We start from the raw sequence: 24,247 nt of genomic DNA on the forward strand, positions 1-24,247 counted from the left end.
TAAAAAAACATTACAATGATCGCCCAAGTCGTAAGCCGTGTAAATCAACGCAGCTGGGTCAATCATTGCAGTCGTACCTAGAGGTTTCAATGGGATTTTGGATTTAGGCCAGTTTACGACGCCCATCTCAACCTAGAGTTCCGCAAAACAGGCTTTCCCCTTAAATCAGAGGTCTTTCATCAACCTGAGCGCGTCATAAATTGCCGCGTGGGTGTTGCGTGCACTGACAGCATCACCGATGCGGAACAGTTGAAATTGCCCTTCAGTGTTGCGCAAAACCGCTTGCGGGCGCCCTGCGATCAAAGCACTTTGATCAACTTCGCCCAAGTTCACGCTAAGCGGTTTCAAATCGTAATATACGTCATCCAGTGGCAGGGTTCCGTAATTCACCACCACTTGGTCGTAGTGTTTGACCGTTTTTAAGTCGCTGTAATCCGTTCCGATGGTCGCATCCAAACGATTGCCGACCCGCGCCACCTGCAGCAAACGTTGCGCGACAGTGAATGTCACATCCTTGTCTTGTAGACTGCGCATATACGGCACCAGGTTCATCGCCATAACTTCTGGGGCGATGCTGCGGTCGGGTGTCATGACTTCGACGTGCGATCCAGCCATGGCCGCAATTTCCGCGGCTTGCAGACCGGAATGGTCTCCGCTTTCGTCATAGATCAGCACCGATGCGGCGGGCTTTACGTCGCCCGAAATGATATCCCAAGCGGACACCACATGCGCAGCTTCTTTGCCTTGTTCCAACAGTTCGAGATTTGGCAACCCGCCGGTTGCAACGACAACAAGGTCCGGGTTCTGGGCCTGCACATCCGCAGCCTCTGCCCATGTGTTGAAATGAAACACAACGTCACGCGCAGCGCATTGCGCCATGCGCCAGTCAATGATGCCGATCATCTCGCGTCTGCGCGGGCTTTGTGCGGTCAGTCGGATCTGACCACCCGGCTCTGGTTGCGCTTCAAAGACGACAACTTCGTGACCGCGTTCTGCCGCCACGCGGGCCGCCTCTAAGCCGCCCGGCCCCGCACCTACAACGACCACTTTCTTGCTTTTGTCTGCCTTGGCAATCACATGCGGCATCGTCAGCTCGCGCCCTGTCGCCGGATTGTGAATGCACAACGCTTCGCCTGCTTGATAAATCCGGTCCAAGCAATAGGTCGCGCCCACGCAAGGTCGAATGTCGTCCTCGCGACCTTCGGTGATTTTTTGCACAATATGCGGGTCCGCCATGTGGGCGCGGGTCATACCCACCATATCCAACAGGCCTGCATCAATGGCATGGCGCGCTGTGGCGACATCGGGAATACGCGCGGCATGAAACGTCGGCATTCCGGTTTCCTTGCGGACGGCACCGGCAAAATCCAGATGCGGCGCGGATGGCATGCCTTGAACAGGAATAACATCTGTCATGGCCGGGTCCGTATGAATGCGCCCTTTAATGACATTCAAGAAATCCATTTGCCCTGTGTCCGCCAGGATTTTCGAGATTTGCAACCCTTCTTGGGCGGTTATCCCACCGGCTTGTGCCTCGTCTGCGGTATAGCGTGCACCGATGATAAAATCATCACCAACGCGTTTACGGATAGCGTCCAGCACGTCCAACGGAAACCGCATGCGGCTTTCCAAAGTTTGCCCGCCATATGGTCCGTCCAGATCATTGGTCAGCGGCGACCAAAACTGGTCCAGCAAGTGGCCATAGACCTGCAGTTCAATCCCATCCATGCCACCGGCTTTCATACGTTCCGCAGCGTCCGCAAAATCGGAAATGACGCGGGCGATGTCCCAGTCTTCGACCAACTTGGGAAACGCGCGATGGGCAGGTTCGCGGTGCTTTGACGATGAAATTGACGGCAACCAATCGCCTTTGTTCCACGTCGTGCGGCGGCCCAAATGGGTCAGTTGGATCATCACCGCACAGCCATGTTCGTGACATCGATCTGTCAACTGCCTGATCCATGGCACAACTTCATCTTTGTAGGCCAGCACGTTGTTGAACACCGGTGGGCTGTCTTTTGACACCGCCGCCGAACCTGCCGTCATCGCCAAAGCCACACCCGCCTTTGCGCGTTCCGCATGATAGGCGGCGTAGCGTTCTTTGGGCATGCCGTCTTCAGGGTATGCCGGTTCGTGACTGGTGGTCATGATCCGGTTTTTAAGGGTGAGATGTTTTAACTGATAGGGCTGCAACAAGGGGTCTTGCGACATGGGCTGTCCTTGGAAATGTGATCGTTCCCAAAATTGTGTCGTTGACCAACGCGTACAACAAGTCCCCAAACCGACAAAAGCGAACCTCAGCCAGTCGCTTCCGTCATGTCCAGCAACTTGAGACGCTGGATTTTCCCCGATGGCCCCTTCGGCAACTCGGGCAAAAAGTGGATGTAATCAGGTGCTTTGAATTTGCCGACACGCTCCACGCATAAAGCAATCAGTTGTCCGTCGGACAACCCTGACCCGTCACGCACACGCACAGCCGCTTCCACCCGCTCACCGTAGGTCTTGCAGGGTCGGGCAAAGGCCGCGGCCTCTATCACATCGCCATGTGCATAAAGCGCTTCGTCAATTTCGCGGGGCGCTATGTTTTCGCCGCCCTTGATGATCAGTTCCTTTAGCCTGCCCGTCACAAACAGGTATCCGTCCGCGTCTTTACGGCCCAAATCCCCGGTGCGCAGCCACTGACCTGCAAAGGTGGCTTTGGTGGCGTCCGGATTTTTGAGGTATTCCAACATCACATTTGGCCCGCGCACCACGATCTCTCCCTCAACGTCGGGGGCGCATGGCGTCATATCGCTGGCAAACACGTCAACTGCGTTCCCATAGGCCAGACCGGGCGACCCGATCTTGCGTGTGCCAGGGGGCAATGGATTGGACAATATTTGCGCTGCTGTTTCGGTAAGCCCCATTGTCTCGACAATAGGCACATCAAAACGCGTCTCAAAGGCAGTTTGCACGTCGGGTGCCAACGCAGATGACGCAGACCGCCCAAACCGCAGACGCCCTTTTGTGTCCGCGTCGGGATCACTTTCACCGTGTAACAAGTGCGAAATGATTGTAGGCACAACAGAGAACCAGTTGGCCTTGGTATCGCGCACCTGATCCCAGAAGCGCCCAGCCGAAAACCGCGGCGCCATCGCCACCGATCCACCAGACACAAGTGGCCCGATCATCGTGACGCATAACCCGTTGATGTGATAAATCGGCAGCACACACAAAGCACGGTCTTGCGCCGTCAACGCGTGTGCCACAGCCGTCGTCCATCCCCCCGCCAAAAGGCTGGCGTGGGTGTGCACAACCCCTTTGGGGCGCCCTGTGGTTCCAGAGGTATACATCAACAACGCATGATCTTGGGGACCAATATCGTGCAATTTCGCCCCGCTGTCCGCACGGTCAACCGTCAAAGCTTCAAGCCCGTCCGGCTTCGTCTCGGCAAACAATTCCACAGCCGTGTTATGGACAAGTGCCAGCTTGGCATCGCAATGGGTCAATGCATAGGAAATCGCATCATGACCCGCGGCAAGATTTATCATGGTGGCGCGAAATCCGCCGTACACAGCCCCAAAGAATGCCAAGACACCTTCACGACCATTGGGCTGCATCACTGCAACGCTTTCCCCTTTTGCGGTGCCGGCAGCGGTGATCGCCAAAGCCACGCGACGCGCTTGCCGGCACAAATCACGCCACGTCAGCGGACTGGCCCCGTCGGTAAACACATAAGCGATGTCATCACTATCGCATCGCGCGTCCAGCCAGTCACGTAACGTGCCTTCAGGCGGGGTATCCTTGCGCAAAATCATTTACCAACCGCATCCCAATAGTCCGAAAATATGTCTTCGACTGCAGGTTCTCGCGCTGGAATTTCGCGCACGATTTTGGTTGTTTGCATGAAGTGTTTCCAATGCACGTTGTCGTCAATGGAATTGCCCCCCCAAGACCCGCATCCCATAGACAATGAAAACGGCATTCCGTTGTTGAACGCCCCCCCAGTTGCAAAACAATGTGCTTGGTTCACAATCACGCGGCTTGTGGGGATGGCATGGGCCAACGTCACGGCACGGTCATCGCGTGTGGAATGCAGTCCCACGGAATGACCTGCCCCCAAATGATCCTGAACAGCGGCTGTTTTGGTGACAGCATCCTCAAAATCCGTGGCACGGTACAAAGCAGCCACGCGGCTTAATTTTTCGCCGGACAACGGGTGCCCTTTACCAATACCAGTGGTTTCAACAGCCAGAAATTCGGTATGCGCCGGCGCATCCGTGATCCCGAATGCGGCCAGCATCTTGTCGGCATCTTGCGCCATGATCGCGGGGTTCAGGTGCCCGTTTGGCCAAAGCTTTTCGATAATGGGCGCATCGTCCTGCACATGGATGCCCCCCGACTTTGCAAGCTCGGTCATGAAGGCCTCAAAAATCGCATCAACGACAACAATTGCATTCTCGGATGAACAGGACGTGGCATTGTCGAAGGTTTTAGACGCCGTAATCTTTGCCGCAGCCTCTGCCAAATCGGCCGTTTCGTCCACGATCACCGTGACATTGCCTGCGCCGACCGCCAACGCCGGTGTCCCAGAGGTATAGGCGCGTTTGACGTTGTTCTGACTTCCGGTCACAACGATGGTGTCGGTGATTTCCAGCAAGCGTTGGGTTTTTTCCTTTGACCCCGGTGCAGGCACCATCTGAACCAGATCATGATCCAGACCGAATTTATCGAATTCTTCGTAGATGTATCCGATCAATGTTTCGCAGCTTGGGACCCCTTTGGGCGAAGGAGACAGCACAATCGCATTGCCGCATTTCAGCGCATTGATGATGTTGTTGGCAGGGGTTGCCGCCGGGTTCGTCGAGGGCACGACAGCCCCGATAACGCCTTTGGGGCGCGCAATTTCCGTAATGCCTGTCGCGGGATCGTCTGAGACCACGCCGAAGGTTTTTGCCACTTCAAGATCGCGCATCAACCCCAACGTCTTGCGGTGGTTTTTGATAATCTTATCGGGAACATTGCCAAGGCCTGTGGTCTGCACAGCCATCTCTGCCAGGGTTTTGTTGCGCGTGGGTTCCATTATAGCCCAAGCAGCTGCTTTCGCCGCGCGGTCGTAGATGTCCTGACTGCCGGATGCTTCATATTTGGCTTGCGCCACACGGGCACGTGCCACAATGGCATCTACTTGCATCAAATCGTCCTGGGCGGTCATGTCATGTTCCTTTTCTGGGTGTGGCAGGCCGTGTACCGCCCCGCCACCTCATGCGTAGAGTTTTAAAGACCTGCAAGCAGCTCTTTGAGGGTTTCTTCACGTGCGGCCCACATGGCCAACACTTCGTCGCGTGTCATGATGTGCATCGGGCTACCACCGGCTTTCATTTTGCCAGCCACACGCTTGTTTTCGAACATTGCAGGCACTGTTGCAGCCAGCTTGTCGATGATGCCTTGTGGTGTGCCTTTTGGCACCATCACACCGCGGAAGTTCACGGACGAGTTGTCTACGTCCAAGCCGCTTTCCATCATCGTTGGAACGTCTGGCAGAAATTCGTTGCGCTCAAGATCAGCAACCGCAAGAATTTTGACAGAGCCTGCTTGTGCCGCGCGGAACGCATCCGACAAGTTGTTGATGCCAGCCATCACGTCACCCGCAATCACAGCCTTCATCGCCGCAGCACCGCCACCTTTGGTGGGGATGTAGGCCATCTTCATGTCGCCTGCTTTTTCCATCTGCAACGCGGCGATGTGGTGGCCCACGAAAAGGCCCGCGCCCGATGTCGTCAGCTTGCCGGGGTTGGCTTTGGTGAAATCCACAACGTCTTGCAACGTGTTGAATTCGCTGTCTGCGCCAACAACCAAAACGGCTGGGTCTGCGCCCCAGTTGGCAATCGGTTCAAATGTGTCTGCGCTGTACTGCACACCGCCCTTGATGGACTGTGCCACGAAGTGCGGGATGTTGTAGGCGCCCAGCGTATAGCCATCGGCCTCGGCTTGCGTTGCAAGCCAGTTCCAGCCCACGCGGCCACCGGCGCCCGGCTTGTTCAGGATCGCAATAGGCATGCCCAGCGCGTCTTCGTTACCCGCTGTCATTGTGACAATCCGTGCTTGGAAATCTGTCGCGCCGCCAGCGCCATAGCTGACCATCATCATGATGGGACGCTCTGGATAGTTGGCATGACCGTCCGCAGCTGCGACACCTGACATACCCATAAGTGCAATCGCTGCACCTGCTAGTAGTTTTTTCATAGTTCTTCCTCCCTAAAGGTTAATTCTGCCTGCTATTCTTGCAGGTCAGAACAAAATCTCTCGCGGTGTGTAAACTTTCAAAAGCAACGCGAAGAGTCCGTACATCACCGCCATAAAACAAGCTGTGATGATCATGCGTTTCAACCATGATTTCAGCGCCGTATGTGGTGCCGGATCGTAGAGGCTGAGCAAAACGAAAAAGGCGACTGCGGTGGCTGTATAAAAACCCAGCCCCTTCGCCGCCCAAAAGATGTAGACCAAAGCCACCAAAAGCCCCGGCACCAGATTTGTGATTTGCGGCATGGATATACCGCTGCCAACTTTGGTCCACCCTAGACAGGCCTTAGCAAAAGTCCAAATCGCCAAAATCACGAACACCGTCGCAATCAATCGCGGAAACAGGAACGCCTCGGACGGTTGTTGCGTAAAGCTGATGTAGGTCACCCACACCCCGACGGCGGCGACCACGCCGGACCCGATGATATGTTGAAGACGTGGCAGGCTGACGTCGCTCATCCGATGATCTCCTCTTTGGAGGTGTAGCGGCGCGACCGCAGTTCCATCCACCCTGAGTAAGCAATTGAGGCAATGACCAGCGCGATCAAAATGATGTTCAATCGACCGGTCAGGAAGTAAGGCGCCAAACCGTCTGTCGCATTGGCGATCATTGCGCCGGTCGCAAAGTTTTCCTCAGCGATGGGGCCAAGGATCAGACCCAAAACCAAAGGGGCCGCCGAAAAGCCAAAGCGTTCCAGAAAGAACATCATCACACCCAGCGTCGCCATGACGTAAACATCGCCCATGCTGGTCTGCACGGAATAGCTGCCGTAAACGGCCAGCGCCAGAACGATAGCGGCCATAACGTGTTTGGGCACCTGCGCCACTTTGGCGGCAACGCCCGCCACCAAAAGCCCAAGCACACACATCAAAATCTGGCCAATCAGCATTGAATTGATGAAGGTCCAAGCGACGTCTGCGTGGTTCACAAACAAATCCGGCCCCGGGAAAATCCCATGGATCAGCAAGCCACCCAACAAGACAGCGGCTGTCGGCGATCCCGGGATAGAAAGCGTCAGAAGTGGCACCAAAGACGGGCCAACCATCGCGTTGTTCGCAGCCTCTGCGGCGATCACGCCTTCTGAGTGGCCGGTTCCGAATTTGTCCTTCTCGGACGAAAATTTCTTGGATTGGTCATAGGCGACAAGACCCGCAATCTGGCCACCGACACCGGGGATAAGCCCAATCACAGAACCCACAAATGTGCCAATTGTCGCCGCACGGCTGCGTTTCACCAATTCGCGCATCGCATCCGTGATTTTGTGCTTTTGCACTTGTATCACTTGGGCTGCGGTATCAATGCGCCCGCCTGCAAGCATCGTAATCACCTGCGGGATTGCAAACAGACCGATAAGGGCCGCGATAATGTTGATGCCGCCGCCCAAGGATGGGTGAAACACAAAGCGTTGCGCACCCAACATGTCGTCAAAGCCAATGGTGGCCAGCCACATGCCAATACAGCCTGACAACAAACCTTTGACCAGTGATTTGCTGTCCAAAGACCCAATGATTGTGACCCCCAAGATCGCCAACCAGAACAATTCGGACGGACCAAAGATAAGCGCCCATTCAGACAAAGGTTTTGTCAGTGTTATTAAAAGGAAAACGCCAAACAAGCCGCCGACAAGTGACGCCAGAAACGACAGCTGTAACGCTTTCGCCCCTTCGCCTTTCGCAGCCATTGCGTTGCCGTCCAACGTCGTGGCGATATTGGCAGGCGCACCCGGAATACGCAGCAAGATGGCGCTGACGGCCCCCCCTGCGACAGTTGATGTGTAAAGCGCACCAAGCAAAATCAGCCCAGCGGTTGGTTCAAGCTTGAAGGTGAACGGAATGGCAAGCGCCACGGTCATCGTCGGGGACAGGCCAGGCGTGGCCCCAAAGATCAACCCGAACACGGTGCCCAGCACCAGCAGGCCGAAATTGAATGGCGTAAACACCTCCCCGAAATGTAGTAAAAATTCCATCCGCCCTCCCAAGCAGAAACTTCTAGCTTTTCAACAGTAGAGAATGAAAATAGTATTGCAAATGTTTTCATTTTTGGGTGGGAATTGAGGGTTAAATGTCTGATAAAAATAATGAAAAAGTCGATATTTTTGCAGTTGCAAAGGCTGCAAAAGTATCCATCTCGACCGTCTCGCGTAGCTTCAACCATCCCGAAAAACTAAAACCGGCGACTCGCAAAAAAATCGACAATGCGGTGCGCAAACTGGGCTACATCCGCAACCGCGCGGCCCAGACCATGCACGGGATCCGCAGCGGTACGATCGGTTTGATTGTACCCACCATTGACCACGCAATTTTCTCGGAGCTGATGCAAGCCTTTGCAAAATCGGTAGAAACCCAAGGCTTCTCCATTCTCGTGGCACCGCATGATTACGATCTGGAACGCGAATATGCAGCGGTTCGGAAATTTCTGGAACACCGTGTCGATGGCATCGCCTTGATCGGTCAGGACCACTCGGAAGCCACATATCAACTGTTGGACAGCAACAACACACCCGCCATTTCGATTTGGAACTATGATGCCACATCGCGGTTACCTTGCGTTGGCGCAGACAACCGGAAGGCCGGGGAAATGGCGGCGCAATGCGTGTTGGAATACGGGCATCGCGACATAGGGTTGGTGTTCCCCCCCTTGTCGGGAAATGACCGCGCCAGCGCCCGCTTTGAGGGGGCGATGTCCGTTTTGCAAAAAACGGATGGTGGATTCACAGCGAACCCCGATTGGCACATCCAAAGCCCCTACAGCCTGTCAGAGACCAAACGCAGCGTGTCGTTGATGCTGAAAACCACACCCCGCCCAACAGCCCTTTTGTGTGGCAACGACGTGCTAGCAGTGGCCAGCATTTATGCAGCACATGCGATGGGCTTACAGGTGCCCCGTGATGTGTCCATCGTCGGGATCGGAGATTTTCGCGGCTCTGAAGATATGCATCCGTCTCTTACAACGGTACGGCTGCCCGCAGGCGAAATCGGCCATCTGGCGGGTCAGCATCTGGCGGAAATGGTCATCGGTGAACCGACTGATATGGCACGGATCAATTGCGATATCAGCCTGAAGCATCGTCAAAGCTGCGGGCCCGTGCCCCGGAATGCCGATCAACCAGAGCAGAAAAAAATCTGAACGCGCCGAAAAATTCGTGCTAAGGTTACAGCGTCTATTTGACTGAACCACATTTTTCTGACTGTGACCAATATTTTTTAGGTCGCGAATTCAACCATTTTTATGAGCAACAGGTGCAAAATGTCTTTTTCCAAACCAGCGCTTTTGGGCGCTTTGATGACGTTGGGGTTAAGTGCCCCGACGCTGCTTTTCGCGCAGCCTTTTGATGGCTACTACCGGCTTCAAACACTCTTTCAGGAACCCAACAACAGATGCCTGGAAGGCAACAGGGTTTCCGCGCAATCTACGTTGATGGGGGCTGCCTTTCTGGACAATTGTCAATGGGTCAGCGGCCAGTTTTGGGCGTTTGAAAGCGCCGGAAACGGCTACTACACAATGAAAACCCAGTTTCTGGAGGCCGACAACAAATGTCTTGATCAGGGCAATTTTCCTGACGGCCCCGCAGGCGGGCGTGCTTATATGGCGGATTGCACCGGTGCTGACACCCAGCTGTGGAAGATCAAACCTTTCACAGGTGACTTCGTCTATTTGCAAACCAAAGCGTCCGAAGCCTCGAACACTTGCCTTGAGGGCAACCGCTATGACTTTGCCACAGGCGAAGGCGGTGGGTCGTTTATGACACCGTGCGGAAACTTTTCAGGTCAGGCGTGGTCTTTGCAAACGCGTAAATTTGTCCCAAGCCCCGAAGTGCCGACTGATCTGACATCCAGCAAGACGCCCTACCCTGACGTGGTTCTTTATGATCTTGCACATTTCGCATGGCGCGAGTTTGCCGCGTTGAACTATCCGGCAGACCCCAACCATCGCGGCAAGCCGCTGGCCGGGGCGTCCATTGGCGACGCCGCGGATGCGCGGGTTTGGGAAACCTACTGGCACCGCGTCGAAATGTTCCCCGGCGATAAGACCCCTGTGCAATCAGGTGGCAAAGCCGATGTAACAGCCAAACCATCCTACAAATACACAGGCTTTGCCTTGGACAGCACGACCTTTGGTGGCGGCGCCCCCGGCATGGACGCAACCTTGTGGAACAATCTGGACGAAGACAATGAGCTGAATGTCGACGAGATGTTTGCCCATGTGTCCGCCAACCCCAGCGATCCCAACGCCCCCGATGGCTTCGTCGATGAAAATCGCATCGTTTATGAAGCAAAAATGAACGAGGCCGGTTTCAACTATGTGCTGTCGACCAAGCTGTATGACACAGAAACGCGCGACACGATGGTGGCGGCAACCAAAACGGCTGACGCATTGACGGCATATGGCGGCACCTGTGGCAAAGCGCCTGCTGGCATCGTGTCCTTGCCGTGCGGCGTTATGGGAGGCGCCGAAGGCAATATCGAAATCAAGGCCGCATGGCGCAAGCTGAACGCGGATGAAACAGCCAGCGGCGCCTATTACACCAACAAGGTCATTCGCTATCAGGCTGTCGGCGCGACGAAAGCTGACAAAGTAAACAAGTGGTTCACAGACACCTACGGTTTGATCGGATTGCACATCATCCACAAAACGGCCAACTTCCCTACCTATGTCTTTGCTACTTTTGAGCACAAAGACAACATCGCATCGGGCATCGGCTACATTGATGAAATCACCCAGAACGGACGCGGTGCAGGCGACGTTGCAGGGGCCAAGGTCATTATTTCAGACCGCGACAACCCTATCCCCAACGCCGTCAAGGCCATGAACAGCGTGGCGCAAACCGGATTGGCAGGGACCGTTTGGGCCAACTACCAATTGGTTGGCGTCCAAGCCCACCCCGTTGACTACAGCGCGATCAAAGACAGCACCAATCAAGAGGACATCTCGACCTATCTTCTGTCCAATATCGTGATTGAATCCAACGAAGAGCTGCAAAACTTTCGAGGCGGCAAAGCTGCAAACCAGATCGACATGCAAAACACGGTGGTACATGACACCGGCAAAGTGAACATGGGTGGATGTTTGGGCTGCCACGGCGTGGCGCAATTGAATGGGTCGGATTTCAACTTCCTTATCAAGAACAGCCCGTTCACCGCCCCCGAAGTGGTCGGATCGAACATCGGCATCATTGATTTCATCGCTATCAAATCCTATGCGGACGTGCTTGAAATGCTCAATTCCTATGTGAAACTCAACGGGATCGGCATCAACGGCGCCCCTCACGGCAAATTCTGGGATGGCCTAAGCTACACTGATTTCAAATCCAAAGAGGTATTCGGGGTGCGTCTTGTGACGTGCGGGACACCCGAAACGTCGGGCTTGGTTAAAATTCTGGAAGAGAAAATGATGAGCGATTTTCCATCAGGATTTCCGGAAATGCCCGCGGGTGGTCCATACTTCCCTGAAGAGCAAATCAAAAGCTTCTCGGCATGGGTTGGCGACAACTGCCCTGAGTAAGACAGGCCGATGTCACGACACAAAGGGCGTCCCGATAACGGGGCGTTCTTTTTCAATCAGATGGCGTATTATTTTGGCGCAGCTGTACCAGATATGGCAGTGGCAGAGACAGCAAGTACAGCGAATTTGCCAGGATCAGCGTTGGCCACGGATACACCATCAAGCATACCACCAATACAACGGCCCCTATCACAGCAAACGGCAGATGCGCCCGTTTGATGCTGGCGTGTTTGATGGAAAACGTAGGGATCGTGCTGACGGCCAACATACCGACCCCGATGATGTAGGCCGCCCGCAACAACGGAAAGTCCGTTTTGTCCCAGCCGTGAAGATACATGAACACAGGCATCAACGCCAAACACGCCAAGGCAGGTGCAGGCACCCCCACGAAATGATCGTCCTTTTTCAACGCGACATCCGCAGCTTTGGTGGATAGATTAAATCGCGCCAAACGCAGCCCGCAACACACCGCCAGAACCATCGTTGCAAGCCAACCCAGATTGGCGTGATCTGTGCCAATGTACAGCGTGTTGTAGATCAAGACACCGGGCACGATGCCGAAGTTAAAAAAATCGGCCAATGTGTCCAATTCCGCGCCAAACGGGCTTGCAGTGTCCAGAAAACGCGCCAATTTCCCATCCGCGGCATCCAGAAAGACCGCCAGAAGGATAAAGTACAACGCAAATTCAATATTGCCTTCAATGCTCATGCGCAGACTGGTCAGACCGGCACAGATCGCAAAGACCGTGACCAGGCTGGGCACGATATGGCGCAGCTTGAGGCGCTGGGGCTCGTTCATTCGTAGGTCCCGTGGCGTTGGATGTCGGGATCCTTTAAATCAGCCAAAATAGTTTCGCCCGCAACAGCCGTTTGGCCGACGCACACCATCGGATTGACGCCTTTGGGAAGGTAAATGTCCAACCGGCTGCCAAAACGGATCAAGCCAAAGCGGTGACCTGCCCCCAATGTGTCCCCCGTTTGCACAAAGCACACAATGCGTCGCGCGATCAGGCCCGCAATCTGCACCACACCAATGCGTGTGCCGTCAGCGGCCTCAAGGGTGACGCTGTTGCGTTCGTTGTGTTCACTGGCCTTGTCCAAGGACGCGTTCAGGAATTTGCCGTGGTGATAGGTAATTGCGGCCACTTTCCCTGCAATCGGCGCACGGTTCACATGGCAGTTGAACACATTCATAAACACCGACACACGCGTCAACGGCTCTGAGCCAAGCTCCATATCAGGGGTTGGCAACACGTCTTCGATCAAGGACACAACGCCGTCTGCGGGGGATACAACCAGACCCTCTTGTTGCGGGATCACGCGGACCGGGTCGCGGAAAAAGTAGTAACACCAAATTGTTGCCCCAACACCCAGCCAAAACAACGGCATCCAGACAAGCCCCAAAAGGGCGGTCACAATCGCAAAAATCGCCACGAATTTGCGGCCTTCCTTGTGCATGGGCACTGCGACGATCTTGAGCATATTCATAAGTGTTCTTTCACAACGGGGCAAAGGTCTGGACGTGCTTTACCGTGCAATTGGCAAAGAATAAATGAAAACTATAGCGCAGCCCGATCATCGCACACGCACCACACGTACGCGCCAGCCGCCGCGAATGCGAAGGGCGCCTGACGATAACCGCCAGACGCCCTTCATTTCGGAAAGTCTAAGAAGGAAGTCACTTTTAAACACTGTCATTCAACAAGAACGACCCAAACACAACAAACACCCCCACCCCTTCTGGAAAGCCAGATCACTTCCGAAATATGTACTCCCAACAATAGACGTTCACGTCCTTTGCAGAGATGTAACCGTACCCTTTGCCCAACGCCCCCGGTTCAAAAGGATTGTCGTCAAAGTATCTTGCAAACCCATCGCCATGACTGTTGCGAAAATGGAACCAGCCTCCGCTTTGGGTGTCTCCATCAGCCGGCGGTTCATATCCCACGATACAAACTGTGTGCCCATCTGGCTGACCGTCTGGCCGACCCGACACTTGCAAATCTTCCTTCAGGCAATAGCGTACCTTGCCCCATTGTTCCGCCGTGTTACTGAACCAACTGCCTTTGTCCAAAATCGCAAAAGACGCGACCACCGGAATGCCATGCGCCAGTTTGTCTTTAAACAACGTCACGATGTTTGATCGCAAAGCCTTCACCCATGTCAGATTTTGCGGCGGTGCAGCACCTGTGCGCACGTCGATGATGTTATGTTCCAAGGCATCCGCATCCAACCGGCGACTGGCAGCGTCCTTGGCCACTGCGTCCGGGATCTCTTGCATAAAGAACGCCGGATCATCCGTTTCAAACGTCGGCATCAATGTGTCTTGGCACAGCCCGAATTCAATCAACGCTTGTTTGGCTTGCGCCAGAAATGTCAGTCCTTGGGTGTTTTGGGCCCGCTTTACATCGTCGGTGACCTGCATCCCGATTTTTTCGAAAGTACATTGGCGAATGGCAGAATAAAAATGCTCTTGCGAAAACAGCTGCATAGTTTGCGTCTTGGATTGGCGCATGCGGTACAGTTCTTCCGCGGCGACAACTGCAAAGGCATTGCATGTGCCGCGACCAGCCTGATCGCCCAGCGGCCAGTCTGCATGGGACATCACATCATCCAGCAAGTTGATCCGGCTTTGCGGTAGCACGGCAGCTGTTTGGGCGTGCGGCATTTCACGCGCCCCCTCTAGGGTCCATCCCGGCGGGGTACATGCCCCGTAAACAGCTTCAGCCATCAGCGCCATCAAATCTGCAATTCAGCGCGACAGCCGGGGATCAATTCGTCTTTGACAAATCCAACCTCTAGCAGCCGTTCCGTGACCACTTGGGCCAATGCGATACCGCCAGCCGTGTCATCCGCCACATGCAGCCCTGCCCGCTCACGGTTTTCACTGACACGCTTTGCCAGTTCATCAAGGCGCCGCGCATAGGCTGTTTCGGCGGCCCCCGTCAGGGCGTGTTTCAAAAGGGCCGTCACAGTGTGGCTTTGCGTGGCGTGGTTGCTTGGAAACGTCGGATGCGCGGGTGTTGGCAGTAGCGGAAACAGTCCGGGCATCATCTGTGCAGGGCGCGGGCGGTTGAATTTCATCTTCCAATACAGCCCGATCACCCCCGCCACAGACATGCCCAACGCAATCAGACGGGCGGTGTTGGGGTGGCTGCGCGTGTTGATCGACAGTACATTGTGGTAATAGTGATCAAAGTTACCCGATTGATCAGCCGTCTCTGAAAAGTAATCCTGCAGCGCGTTTTTGCGGTCCAGAATTTTCGACCAGTTGTCTTCGTCAGACGCAGGCGTGATGCTGGTCAAAGCGGCACCAAACCTGTCATCGTCAGGCGACAAAACCGCGAAAATTTCGTTGTATTTGGCAATCACCCACAGGTCCGGATGGCAATTCTGGTCGCCGAAAGACAGACCTCTTACAATGCTGGTTTCAGCGTTTGCAGCACTGGACGGCAAGGGCATGTTCGCGGGAATGACGGTGCCAGATCCCGGCCCCATCGCGATGTGGGTGCCGCCATGCGTTCCCCCGTGGGTTCCGCCATGCGTACCGCCGTGTGTACCACCATGCGTGCCACCGTGGGTGCCGCCGTGCCCTGCGCCTTTTATCGTCATCGAAGTTCTCCCCAAACCCACGACGACGTTAACCATACCGCGTCAGTCTTGCGTCAAAGCTGCGTCAAGGGGCATACCTGCGCTTAACAGTCGATCGCAAAACTGCCTGCGCGTGTCTTCTGACCGGAAGGCTGCACGTTTGAAGAATTCGGAGACCGAGAAACCCTGTTCTACTTCAGCATGTTGGGATGCAAGGTAACGGGCGTCATTTAACCGGCCCACCGCAACCAATGCCGCAATGGTTGTGCGCATATTTGAGGCGTAGTTGGGCACACGTTCGTAGGATGACTGCCCCAAAGCCGCCGCCCGTTCAAAATCACCGATCCCGTAGCACGCAACACTTAAGAAATGTTCGTTGCGAAAAACGAATGGGTCCAAAGGAGACAGCTTCATCGCCTTCTCACCGATCGCAACACCGCGCTCTGGCTGCCCGAGAAAGGCAAAATTCGGCACGGTCCATATCAGCGTTTCCGCGTCATTCGGCCCAAGTTGCAACGCTGTTTCAAAAGCTTGTTCTGCCTTGCCGTACCGGCGGTGCATCACAAGCTGGCTGTGTCCCCAAAGCGCCAGTGCCCGTCCGTCGCCCGGCGAAAGCGAAATGGCCTTTTGCAGATGTCCTTCCAGAGCCTCCTGATCGTCTTGAGGGGTGCGCGACCAACCTTGCCAAATCGCAATCGCAAACCACTCAGCCATCAGCGCATGGGCGGGCGCAAAATACGGGCTTTGGGTGGTGGCATGTTTCAACAGGACTCCTGCCCGTTCAAATTCCGGCCATGACAGTTGAAAAATCAGATCTTTGGCGCGCAGCAACAAATGATACGGTTCCAGTTCAGTCAGCGGAGTGGCCACTGTGCGCGTCAATTCAGCCGAGTTGATAGAGGGTGAAACAACCTGAACAATTTCAGCCGCAATCGGAATATTCACGTCGTACAGATCATCCAAAGCGCAGACGTGCCGGTTGGCCCAGACCACCCGATTGTCAGACGTCTTTGCAAGTTGCACCGAAATGACGGCCTTTTCACCATCCGTTCTGATTGCGCCCGTCACAGCATATGTGGCCTGCAACACACGCCCGATTTCCCGCGGTTCAGGGTGCTGGCGCAAAAACCTGCGTGTTGAATTGCTGGAAATAACCGCCGGGGCGCGAAGCCCAGCAAGCTGGCATGTCACATGATCCATGAGACCGATGATGATATGCTCGGGCAAATCAGTTCCCGCCGCATCAAAAGGCAAAACCGCCACCGAAACTTCGTCAGACACGGCCGGCATCACGCTGACAGGGTTTTTATCTTTGGCCAGTTTTATTGATACAGCCAGATCCTGCGTTTCAACGGATGGCTCCGCGCCCAGTTCCCTATCCAGCATGTCGAAAAAATCGCCATAAACACGTAGGGCCGCGACGGAATTGTTCAGTTCAGTATGCGACGCCATAACAACGCGCACTGCGTCTTCGTCAAAGGGGTCCAGTTCCTGGGCAGCTTTCGCCAATCTGTTGCGCATCCGCGCGGGCAAGGCCCTGTCAGAATACTGCGTTTGCAAGCAAGTCGCGACACGCGCGACGATGCGCTCCCGCTGTGCCCTGAGCCAAACGGACAAGTCCTCACTGATGTCTTCAATATCTGCCAACGCATGCGGCAACGCACCGACCTGTGCCAAAGTATGTTCGTTGTGCTCTCCGCCCTCCAACCGCCCGATCAGCACATCAACGTCTGTGGAAATCCTGCTTTGATCCAGACTGATGTCATTGCGCGATTGCTGAAGAAGATCTGCATCTTGCAGGTCCTGCTTCAAAACCAGCATCAACTGACGCAAAGACGCCCGCGCTTTTGTGGCCGGAACATCTGGCCACAAAAGCTGCGCCAGATACTCGCGGCTGCGCATACCACCGGTGGTCAAAGCCAAAAAGGTGATCAAAGCACGGGCTCTGGGCGCTTTAATCTGAAATATTTTATCTTCGAAGGAAAGCCTCCAAAAATCAGTTATTTCAAGTACATATCCAGTCATATGTTTTTCTCTAGCTCACTCCGGGGTGATGTTAAAACCAAATCTAGAAAAAAACCCCACGTAAATACACCAACGCAAAGGTGCCACCTTGATACGGGACAGGTCAAATAAAGTTTACGTTGCGGAACCAATCGAAAGCGCGCGTGCGCGAGAAGGCCACATCGAAGCCCCCCCATTTCGTAATTTTGCCACCGCTTTAGAACCGCTGAGGCGAAAAAGGGGATAGGTCTGTGTTAGGCGCCACCCCTGCCACCAAATCGGCGATCAGTTCGCCCGATTTGGGCGCCATCATCAAACCGTAATGGGAATGCCCAAACGCCGTGAACAGCCCTTGCGCCCCGTCCACAGCCCCCAAAGCAGGTAGGCTGTCCGGAAATGAGGGCCGCCGCCCCATCCAAAACACAGTCCCTTTTGTACCAAGATCAGGAAACATCGCCTTGGCTTGGGCTTTCAGCAACGCCTTTTTACGAGGGTTCGCTGGCGCATCAATCGCGCCAAATTCCGACGATCCGGCGACACGGACACCCTCCAACATCGAACTTGCCACGATCTTGGCGTCTACATCCATGACAGAATTGTTGATGTTTATTGCGGCATTGGGGAATTCAACGGTGTATCCCCGCTCTGCCACAAGCGGAACATCCAAGCCTAAAGGTTTCAGTAAAGCGGCACTCCAAACCCCTGCTGCAATCACAAGGTTTTTTGTCTGCACCGTCCCGTCCGAGGTGGCAAGCGCCCATGTTCCGTCAGCTTGCCGGGTCAGTCCCGACACATCGGTGCGCAAAATTTCGGCACCTTGATCCAACGCCTTTTGCGCCAGCGCAGTCCCGATACGTCCCGGGGATACGGCCCGCGCCTGCCCCTTGATCAAGACCGCCGCTTTGAAGGCAGGCGACAATGCAGGTTCTAGCTGGCGCAGTGCGTCCCCACCAATCAATTCAAGCTCTGCCCCTTTGTTTTCGCGGATTTTGTAGCCCAAATCGTTTAAACTGGCCTTGGATGCGTTCCGGAAAGCATGCACATAGAAACTGTCAGCCACCAGATGCTCATGGCCGGTGCCCTGCAGATGCCTGCGGTACAGCATGATGCTGGGTTGGCACAAAATCTCCATCGCGTCCGAAGTGGCATGGGCAGCCTTGGCATTGGAATGCGCCGCAAACCGCAATCCCCACGAAATCATCTTCGGCCAAAACGACGGGCGCACCGACAAAGGCCCGTTGCGATCCAGCAACATGCCCGGGATGGATTTCAGAATGCCCGGCATCGCTTGCGGCACAATGGACCAAGGGGAAATAATGCCCGCGTTGCCATATGACGTTTCTTGCCCCGGTGCACCGCGATCAATCAATCGCACCTTAACGCCGCGGTTTTGCAAAGACAGCGCACAGCAAATGCCGACAATGCCTGCGCCTAGAATGGTGACTGTATCGTCCACAGCTAGGCCGCAGATTGGCTTGGGCCGCGCCGCGCCATCATCTGCATGACAATGACAGGGGACGCGATAAGCAAGGCCACAAGGTCCGCGCTGAGGGATGGGGCCACAAAAACCAGCCCCGCAATGGCCATCAACACACGCGACAGCGCCCCCATCGGCGCAAACCAGTACCCCACAACCGCCGTAGACAACGCGATCACACCGGCAATGCAACTGGTGGCCGTGTAGCTGAATTCCCATAAATCGAACCCGGTCGAGGACACAAACAAAAGCACCGGCGCATATACAAATGCCATAGGGGCCACCACCTTACCCAACCCAAGCGAAAACGCCGAAAGCCCGGTACGGAACGGGTTCGAATTTGCAATCGCCGCCGCCGCATAGGCGGAGGTACAAACCGGTGGCGTGATTTCAGACACCACCCCGTAATACAGCACAAACATGTGGCTTGCGATGGGCGGCACCCCAAGTTGGGCCAATGCAGGCTGCGCCACAGACACCAACATTATGTAAAGCGCCGTCGTCGGAATCCCTGCACCCATCAAGATACACGCAATGGCAATAAAGATCAGCGAGATGAACAGTTGCAGGTCTTGCACGGTGAACCATTCGATCAGCCCCCCAAGCGACAACATCCCGAACATATCCGTGGCCAGGTTGCCCGCCCCTTGCGTCACCATAAACCCGATGCGAAAGCCAATACCGGTGGTGTTGATTACCCCCACCACAATGCCCACCGCAGCCGAAGCAGCACCCACGGCAAGTGCATATTTCACCCCAAGTTCCATGGCGGCGGCCATTTCTGGCACTTTGATCCGGTCTTGTGGGTTCAACGTGGCAATCGCAGACCCTGCACACAAGATAATCGTCATAGTCAGATCAAATCCGCCGCCAGTGAATTTCCACAAAACAAACGCAATGAAAGCGGCTGAATACACCAATGTCGGGGGCTCTTTCAGCCGTGACATGCCGGTGACAACAGCCAGCGAAATGCCGCAAAAGGCAGACATGAACGGCGTGTAGCCAGAAAAAAGCACCACAAGCAGCCCGACCAGCGGCACAATATTTGCCCAACCTTCGGACCAAACCGCCTTGAGTTTGGGCAGTTGTTCCTTGGTCAAACCTTTCAGGTCCAGCTTACGCGCCATCAAGTGCACAACAGTGAACACGCCAACATAATGCAGCAGCGCGGGGAAAATCGCGGCGATCACAATGGTGGTGTAGGGCAGTTCCAGAAATTCGGCCATGATAAAGGCCGCAGCCCCCATGATCGGCGGTGTGATTTGGCCGCCTGCAGATGAAGCGGCTTCAACTCCGCCTGCAAAGTGCCCCGGATAGCCTAAGCGTTTCATATTGGGGATTGTCAATGCGCCAGTGGACACGGTGTTGGCCACGGAAGACCCTGAAATCGTGCCGAAAAACGCAGATGACACAACAGAAACCTTCGCAGGCCCGCCCGTGTAACGCCCGGCCAGAATTGTTGCATTGTCGATGAACAACTGACCCAGCCCTGTGCGCTGCGCGATCACTCCAAACAACACGAAATGAAAAACGATTGTAGAGACCACCCACAACGTCACCCCAAAGATGCCTTCTTGCGGGAAGTACATCGACGACACGAAGGTTTTGAAATTCACCCCCGGATGTTTCAACAGACCGGGAAAATACTGGCCCAGCAAAGCGTAGGAAATAAAGACGCAAATGATCAGCGGCAAAACCCAGCCCAATGTGCGGCGGGCAATGTCCAGCACGAGCAAAATAATGACCACGCCAAAGAACACATCATAGGTGTTGGGATTGCCCATGCGAAACGTCTGTTCTTCGATGCCCAACATCGGAACACCGCGCCATGCAAAGCCTACGTACAAAGCCGAAGCCACCCCCAAACCCATGAAAACAATGTCGTAAACGGGAATATTGCCAATGCGCAATGCGCTGGCTTTCATCGCAAACAGGCTTTTCGACCCGATGATGGGGAACAGCGCATACGTCAGGATAAACAGACCAGTCAGGTGCCAGCCCATGTGCCAATGATCGGCAGGCAGGCCGAAACCGGCAGTGATGTAATGATAGATAGCAAATGTCAGGGCAACGGCGCGCAAAACAACGCCTGTCGCAGGACCGACCGCACGGGTGGCGGAACCTTCGTCGTATTTCTCTTCGATGGCTGCCAGCTCTTCGGCGGTCAGCTCGTGGGTCTCTGTTTGGTCGGATGCTGACATGGGGGTCCCCTAGGATTGCGCGTGCGGGCAAGGCCTGCGGCGCCCGCGAAAACGGGCACCACAGAGTGTCATATCTCAGGAAAAGAGATCGGGGATTACTTCAGAAGACCAGCTTCTTTGTAAAATTTCTCGGCGCCTGCATGCAAAGGCACGCCCAGCGCTGCAACACCGTCAAGTGCCGTGTCAGGCGTGATTTGTTTGCCTTTGGCATGACCATTGTCCAGCAACTTGCGCGTATTGTCGTTCCACAGCGCCTTGGTCAAACCATAGACCAGCTCGTCAGACAGATCAGCAGATACCACCAGCATCGCGGAGACAGCCGGTGTCAGCACGTCACTGTCCACACCTTCATATACACCGCCGGGAATCTTCGACGGGATGTAGGCGGGAATGACTTCGTTGATCTTGGCCAGATCTTCTTCGGTGAAGGAATGAAGGCTCATACCTTTGGTCGAAGCCAACTGAACCATCGCAGCCACAGGCCAGCCGGCCGCATAGAAATAGGCATCGATTTGACCGTCAGCCAGACGTTCCGCGGATTGGCTGTTGTTCAATTCAGCCTCGTCCATGTTGTCGCGATTGACGCCCCATGCATCCAGCATTTGCAAAACGGCCACTTGTGTGCCGGACCCCGCCTGCGCAATACCAACACGCTTGCCTTCAAGGTCGCCAAGGTCCGAGATTGTTGTGCCTTTTGGCATGACCAGATGCAGATCCTCGGGGAAAAGATTGGCGACGATGCGCAGCTTCGGATGCGGTTTGCCGTCGAATTTACCTTCGCCCAAATACATGGACCGCGTCACATCGGCTGCCGCCAGACCGGCTTCCAGTTCACCGTTTTGAACCGCCGCGTTGTTGAAAACAGAAGCGGTGGTGGATTGCGCGATGGCGATTAAACCCGGTACGCCGCATTGCCCGCCTTGATCGCAAGCACGCGATCCGGGAGGCGACGAAATACCGTTAGCGATTGTACCGCCGATCGGGAAATAGGTGCCGCCTGCACCACCTGTGCCGATGCGAAAGAATGTTGGGTCCTGCGCAAATGCTGGCACAGCCAGTGCACTGGCTAACGCGATGCCCGCAAGGTTTTTGATGATTTTCATGGTCGTCTCCCTCTGGATGAGTTTGGATTCGGTTCAGCCGAATTTTGATTGTCCCAGCGTAAGAAAGTTTTACATAAATACAAATTTAATATATTTCACAAAACCATAGTTTTTCTTATGGATTTCGCATGAACCTCACCCAGCTCAAAGTCTTTCGGGAAGTCATGGAAACAGGGTCCGTGTCGCAGACCGCCAAAAAACTCGGACGCACGCAGCCCGCCATCAGTCTTGCCATCAAGAATTTGGAAAAAAGTCTGGATCTGACACTGTTTGAACGGCGCGGCAGACAACTGGTTCCAGTACCTGAAGCCCGTTATTTAATGGTGGAAGCCACCGAGATTTTAAACCGGGTATCCACGGTTTCAGCCACCATGAAGGGCCTTAGATCCACCGAAACTGGCAGTTTGAATTTGGCCGCCATGCCCGGACCGTCCGCATATATATTTCCAAAATTCATAAGTGAAAATGTGGCCACTGACCCGCAGTTCAGCACCACTATTGCGTCACGTAGCACACCACAAATTCGTGAACTTGCGAGCACCCAAAGCATCGACTTCGGCTTTTCCGACTTTGACGAACCTGTTGGAAACAATGCACAATATGCAACACAAATCATCAGCGCCAATTGCTACTGCGCCTTACACAAAGACCATCCATTGGCGGCCAAGGACAAAATCTCTGTCGCGGATCTGGATGCGGAACCCATCGGAAAACTGCACGGCGACCACCCGTTGACCCGAAAACTACAACATGCGTTTGACGCAGAAGGGGCGCGCTTCACATCATCAATCGCAGCGCAATTCTTCCTGCCCCTTATTCCCTTCATCGCTTTGGGGCATTGCTGCACAATATTGGATCCTTTGACCCTGGTGACGGAACGCGAATTGGACATTGCCAAAGGCCAAATCGTTTTTCGCCCTTTTGACGCACCTGTACGTTACGAATACGCAATTCTGACGCCCCTGCACCGACCCCCATCAAGACTGGCAACGCGGGTAAAACGCGACTGGATGCAAACGCTTTACGAAATGCTGGAAAGCATCGGCGCAGCCCCAGCCCATCATCCGCCTTTGACCGATGAAGACCATGCGCTTTGACGCGGCAATTGGGCTTTTTGTCACCTCTCCTTAGCCCAAATCTTCATCAAGGATTGCGCAATTTCCTCATTCTGGTTTGCGTAAACCACCACCTGCAGCGCTTCTTGCCCGTAGCGCGTGGCCAATGAAATGAGGTCTCCGCTTTCAATTTCGCGGTAGGCCATGCTGAAGGGGATCCACCCCACTCCGAGGCCTTTTAAGACAAGTTCACGCGTTCCGCTGGAAAACGCCGACACGATGAAACTGTTGGCGCCGGACCCCGCCTTGCCCAAAGACGTCGGAATGTTGCGCAACACCTCACCAAAGTAGCTGTCTTCGGGGTAAACAATCGCGGGTGTGTCCGCAGGAATGTCCCCCATGTCCGTCACCACGTAACGCAAAGCGCCCCCCACAACCGGCACCAGATAGTCGCTGCCCCAAACACCCCTTTGGACATCGGGGCCAAATTGCAATGCGCCGACTGTTTCCGCCTCATAGCATAGCAGCATGCTGGTATCGCCACGCAAAAACATCGAAACACAATCGTTTAGATTGCCCGCACGCAGCCTGAATTGCAGGCCCGGAAAATGCTGCTTTGCCCGCAGTGCCATATCCGGAAATGTCGCACAAATCGGCGCGTGCTGGGCAGCCAAAGCAACGGTCATCTGAGAGCTGTCAAAATGCGCAATTTTTGTGCGCAGCTCACGAAGCCGCGTCATCAGGGCGCGGATTTCATCTTCGTTGGACAGCAGTGCTGCGCTGATGTCCACGCGGTTGGCCTGCCGTTCCAAAATCGTCACGCCCAACCAGTCTTCGAACCCGCGTATGCGGCGGGAAAACGCAGGTTGCGTGATATTGCGACGTGCAGCAGCACGCGACAGGTTTCCTTCTTCCAGTAACGCAAGAACGTCATCCAACCATTGAAATTGCATTGTGCACACCTTTCCACTCAAACAAATCATATGAGCAGCCATAGAAAATAGCATTGTTTTTCTGCGTGGCCCTAGGCG

The 24,247-nt window shown here is 54.7% G+C and carries 18 protein-coding genes; 3 read left to right on the plus strand and 15 right to left on the minus strand.

Going from position 1 to position 24,247, the window contains the following annotated elements:
- Nucleotides 1-165: 165 nt before the first annotated feature.
- The 6 genes from ASD8599_RS15435 to ASD8599_RS15460 form a co-directional block, all read right to left on the minus strand.
- Nucleotides 166-2,211 (minus strand): NADH:flavin oxidoreductase, encoded by a 2,046-nt coding sequence (locus ASD8599_RS15435; RefSeq protein WP_108829358.1) that lies wholly within the window; start codon nucleotides 2,209-2,211, stop codon nucleotides 166-168.
- An 86-nt stretch (nucleotides 2,212-2,297) separates the two neighbouring features.
- A complete protein-coding gene (locus tag ASD8599_RS15440; RefSeq protein ID WP_108829359.1) occupies nucleotides 2,298-3,797 on the minus strand; it encodes an AMP-binding protein in 1,500 nt (499 codons plus the stop codon).
- Nucleotides 3,794-5,194 carry an acylating sulfoacetaldehyde dehydrogenase gene (sauS, locus tag ASD8599_RS15445; protein ID WP_108829360.1) on the minus strand — a complete coding sequence of 467 codons (1,401 nt, stop codon included), beginning with the start codon at nucleotides 5,192-5,194 and terminating at the stop codon, nucleotides 3,794-3,796. The genes ASD8599_RS15440 and sauS overlap by 4 nt, the downstream gene beginning before the upstream one ends.
- A 62-nt stretch (nucleotides 5,195-5,256) precedes the next feature.
- Nucleotides 5,257-6,225, minus strand: a complete 969-nt coding sequence (locus ASD8599_RS15450; RefSeq protein WP_108829361.1) for a tripartite tricarboxylate transporter substrate binding protein — start codon at nucleotides 6,223-6,225, stop codon at nucleotides 5,257-5,259.
- Between the two features lie 45 nt (nucleotides 6,226-6,270).
- Complete coding sequence (locus ASD8599_RS15455; protein WP_108829362.1) at nucleotides 6,271-6,741, minus strand: tripartite tricarboxylate transporter TctB family protein; 471 nt, start codon at nucleotides 6,739-6,741, stop codon at nucleotides 6,271-6,273.
- Nucleotides 6,738-8,249: a tripartite tricarboxylate transporter permease gene (locus ASD8599_RS15460; RefSeq protein WP_108829363.1), complete on the minus strand. Its 1,512-nt coding sequence runs from the start codon at nucleotides 8,247-8,249 to the stop codon at nucleotides 6,738-6,740. The genes ASD8599_RS15455 and ASD8599_RS15460 overlap by 4 nt, the downstream gene beginning before the upstream one ends.
- A 95-nt stretch (nucleotides 8,250-8,344) precedes the next feature.
- On the opposite strand from ASD8599_RS15460, the gene ASD8599_RS15465 reads away from it, so the two are divergent.
- Both ASD8599_RS15465 and ASD8599_RS15470 read left to right on the plus strand, forming a co-directional pair.
- Nucleotides 8,345-9,409, plus strand: coding sequence for a LacI family DNA-binding transcriptional regulator (locus ASD8599_RS15465; RefSeq protein ID WP_108829364.1), 1,065 nt, complete (start codon nucleotides 8,345-8,347; stop codon nucleotides 9,407-9,409).
- 120 nt (nucleotides 9,410-9,529) lie between these two features.
- Nucleotides 9,530-11,785 carry an RICIN domain-containing protein gene (locus ASD8599_RS15470; RefSeq protein WP_181364514.1) on the plus strand — a complete coding sequence of 752 codons (2,256 nt, stop codon included), beginning with the start codon at nucleotides 9,530-9,532 and terminating at the stop codon, nucleotides 11,783-11,785.
- A 52-nt stretch (nucleotides 11,786-11,837) separates the two neighbouring features.
- Here the strand turns inward: ASD8599_RS15470 and ASD8599_RS15475 are convergent, their stop codons facing one another.
- The 8 genes from ASD8599_RS15475 to ASD8599_RS15510 form a co-directional block, all read right to left on the minus strand.
- Nucleotides 11,838-12,584, minus strand: a complete 747-nt coding sequence (locus tag ASD8599_RS15475; protein ID WP_108829366.1) for a CDP-alcohol phosphatidyltransferase family protein — start codon at nucleotides 12,582-12,584, stop codon at nucleotides 11,838-11,840.
- Nucleotides 12,581-13,273: a phosphatidylserine decarboxylase gene (locus ASD8599_RS15480; protein ID WP_108829367.1), complete on the minus strand. Its 693-nt coding sequence runs from the start codon at nucleotides 13,271-13,273 to the stop codon at nucleotides 12,581-12,583. The genes ASD8599_RS15475 and ASD8599_RS15480 overlap by 4 nt, the downstream gene beginning before the upstream one ends.
- Nucleotides 13,274-13,538: 265 nt before the next feature.
- A complete protein-coding gene (locus ASD8599_RS15485; protein WP_146188223.1) occupies nucleotides 13,539-14,516 on the minus strand; it encodes a C1 family peptidase in 978 nt (325 codons plus the stop codon).
- Nucleotides 14,517-14,524: 8 nt separating this feature from the next.
- Nucleotides 14,525-15,397 carry a phosphatase PAP2 family protein gene (locus tag ASD8599_RS15490; protein WP_108829369.1) on the minus strand — a complete coding sequence of 291 codons (873 nt, stop codon included), beginning with the start codon at nucleotides 15,395-15,397 and terminating at the stop codon, nucleotides 14,525-14,527.
- Between the two features lie 42 nt (nucleotides 15,398-15,439).
- Entirely contained in the window at nucleotides 15,440-17,311 is a 1,872-nt protein-coding gene (locus ASD8599_RS15495; RefSeq protein ID WP_181364515.1) for a BTAD domain-containing putative transcriptional regulator, read from the minus strand.
- Nucleotides 17,312-17,597: 286 nt separating this feature from the next.
- The gene (locus ASD8599_RS15500) at nucleotides 17,598-18,836 is read right to left on the minus strand and encodes an NAD(P)/FAD-dependent oxidoreductase (RefSeq protein WP_108829371.1); all 1,239 of its coding nucleotides are present in this window, start codon (nucleotides 18,834-18,836) and stop codon (nucleotides 17,598-17,600) included.
- Between the two features lie 2 nt (nucleotides 18,837-18,838).
- Nucleotides 18,839-21,058 carry a TRAP transporter permease gene (locus ASD8599_RS15505; protein WP_108829372.1) on the minus strand — a complete coding sequence of 740 codons (2,220 nt, stop codon included), beginning with the start codon at nucleotides 21,056-21,058 and terminating at the stop codon, nucleotides 18,839-18,841.
- Between the two features lie 95 nt (nucleotides 21,059-21,153).
- A complete protein-coding gene (locus ASD8599_RS15510) occupies nucleotides 21,154-22,161 on the minus strand; it encodes a TAXI family TRAP transporter solute-binding subunit (protein WP_108829373.1) in 1,008 nt (335 codons plus the stop codon).
- Nucleotides 22,162-22,289: 128 nt separating this feature from the next.
- Between ASD8599_RS15510 and ASD8599_RS15515 the strand changes: the two genes are divergently transcribed.
- Nucleotides 22,290-23,258, plus strand: coding sequence for a LysR family transcriptional regulator (locus ASD8599_RS15515; protein WP_108829374.1), 969 nt, complete (start codon nucleotides 22,290-22,292; stop codon nucleotides 23,256-23,258).
- Nucleotides 23,259-23,278: 20 nt separating this feature from the next.
- Here ASD8599_RS15515 and ASD8599_RS15520 read toward each other — a convergent pair whose 3' ends face one another.
- Nucleotides 23,279-24,169, minus strand: coding sequence for a LysR family transcriptional regulator (locus ASD8599_RS15520; RefSeq protein ID WP_108829375.1), 891 nt, complete (start codon nucleotides 24,167-24,169; stop codon nucleotides 23,279-23,281).
- Nucleotides 24,170-24,247 lie beyond the last annotated feature (78 nt).

Origin of the sequence: Ascidiaceihabitans donghaensis (assembly GCF_900302465.1) — a bacterium.
In the GTDB taxonomy this organism is placed as follows: Bacteria; Pseudomonadota; Alphaproteobacteria; order Rhodobacterales; family Rhodobacteraceae; genus Ascidiaceihabitans; species Ascidiaceihabitans donghaensis.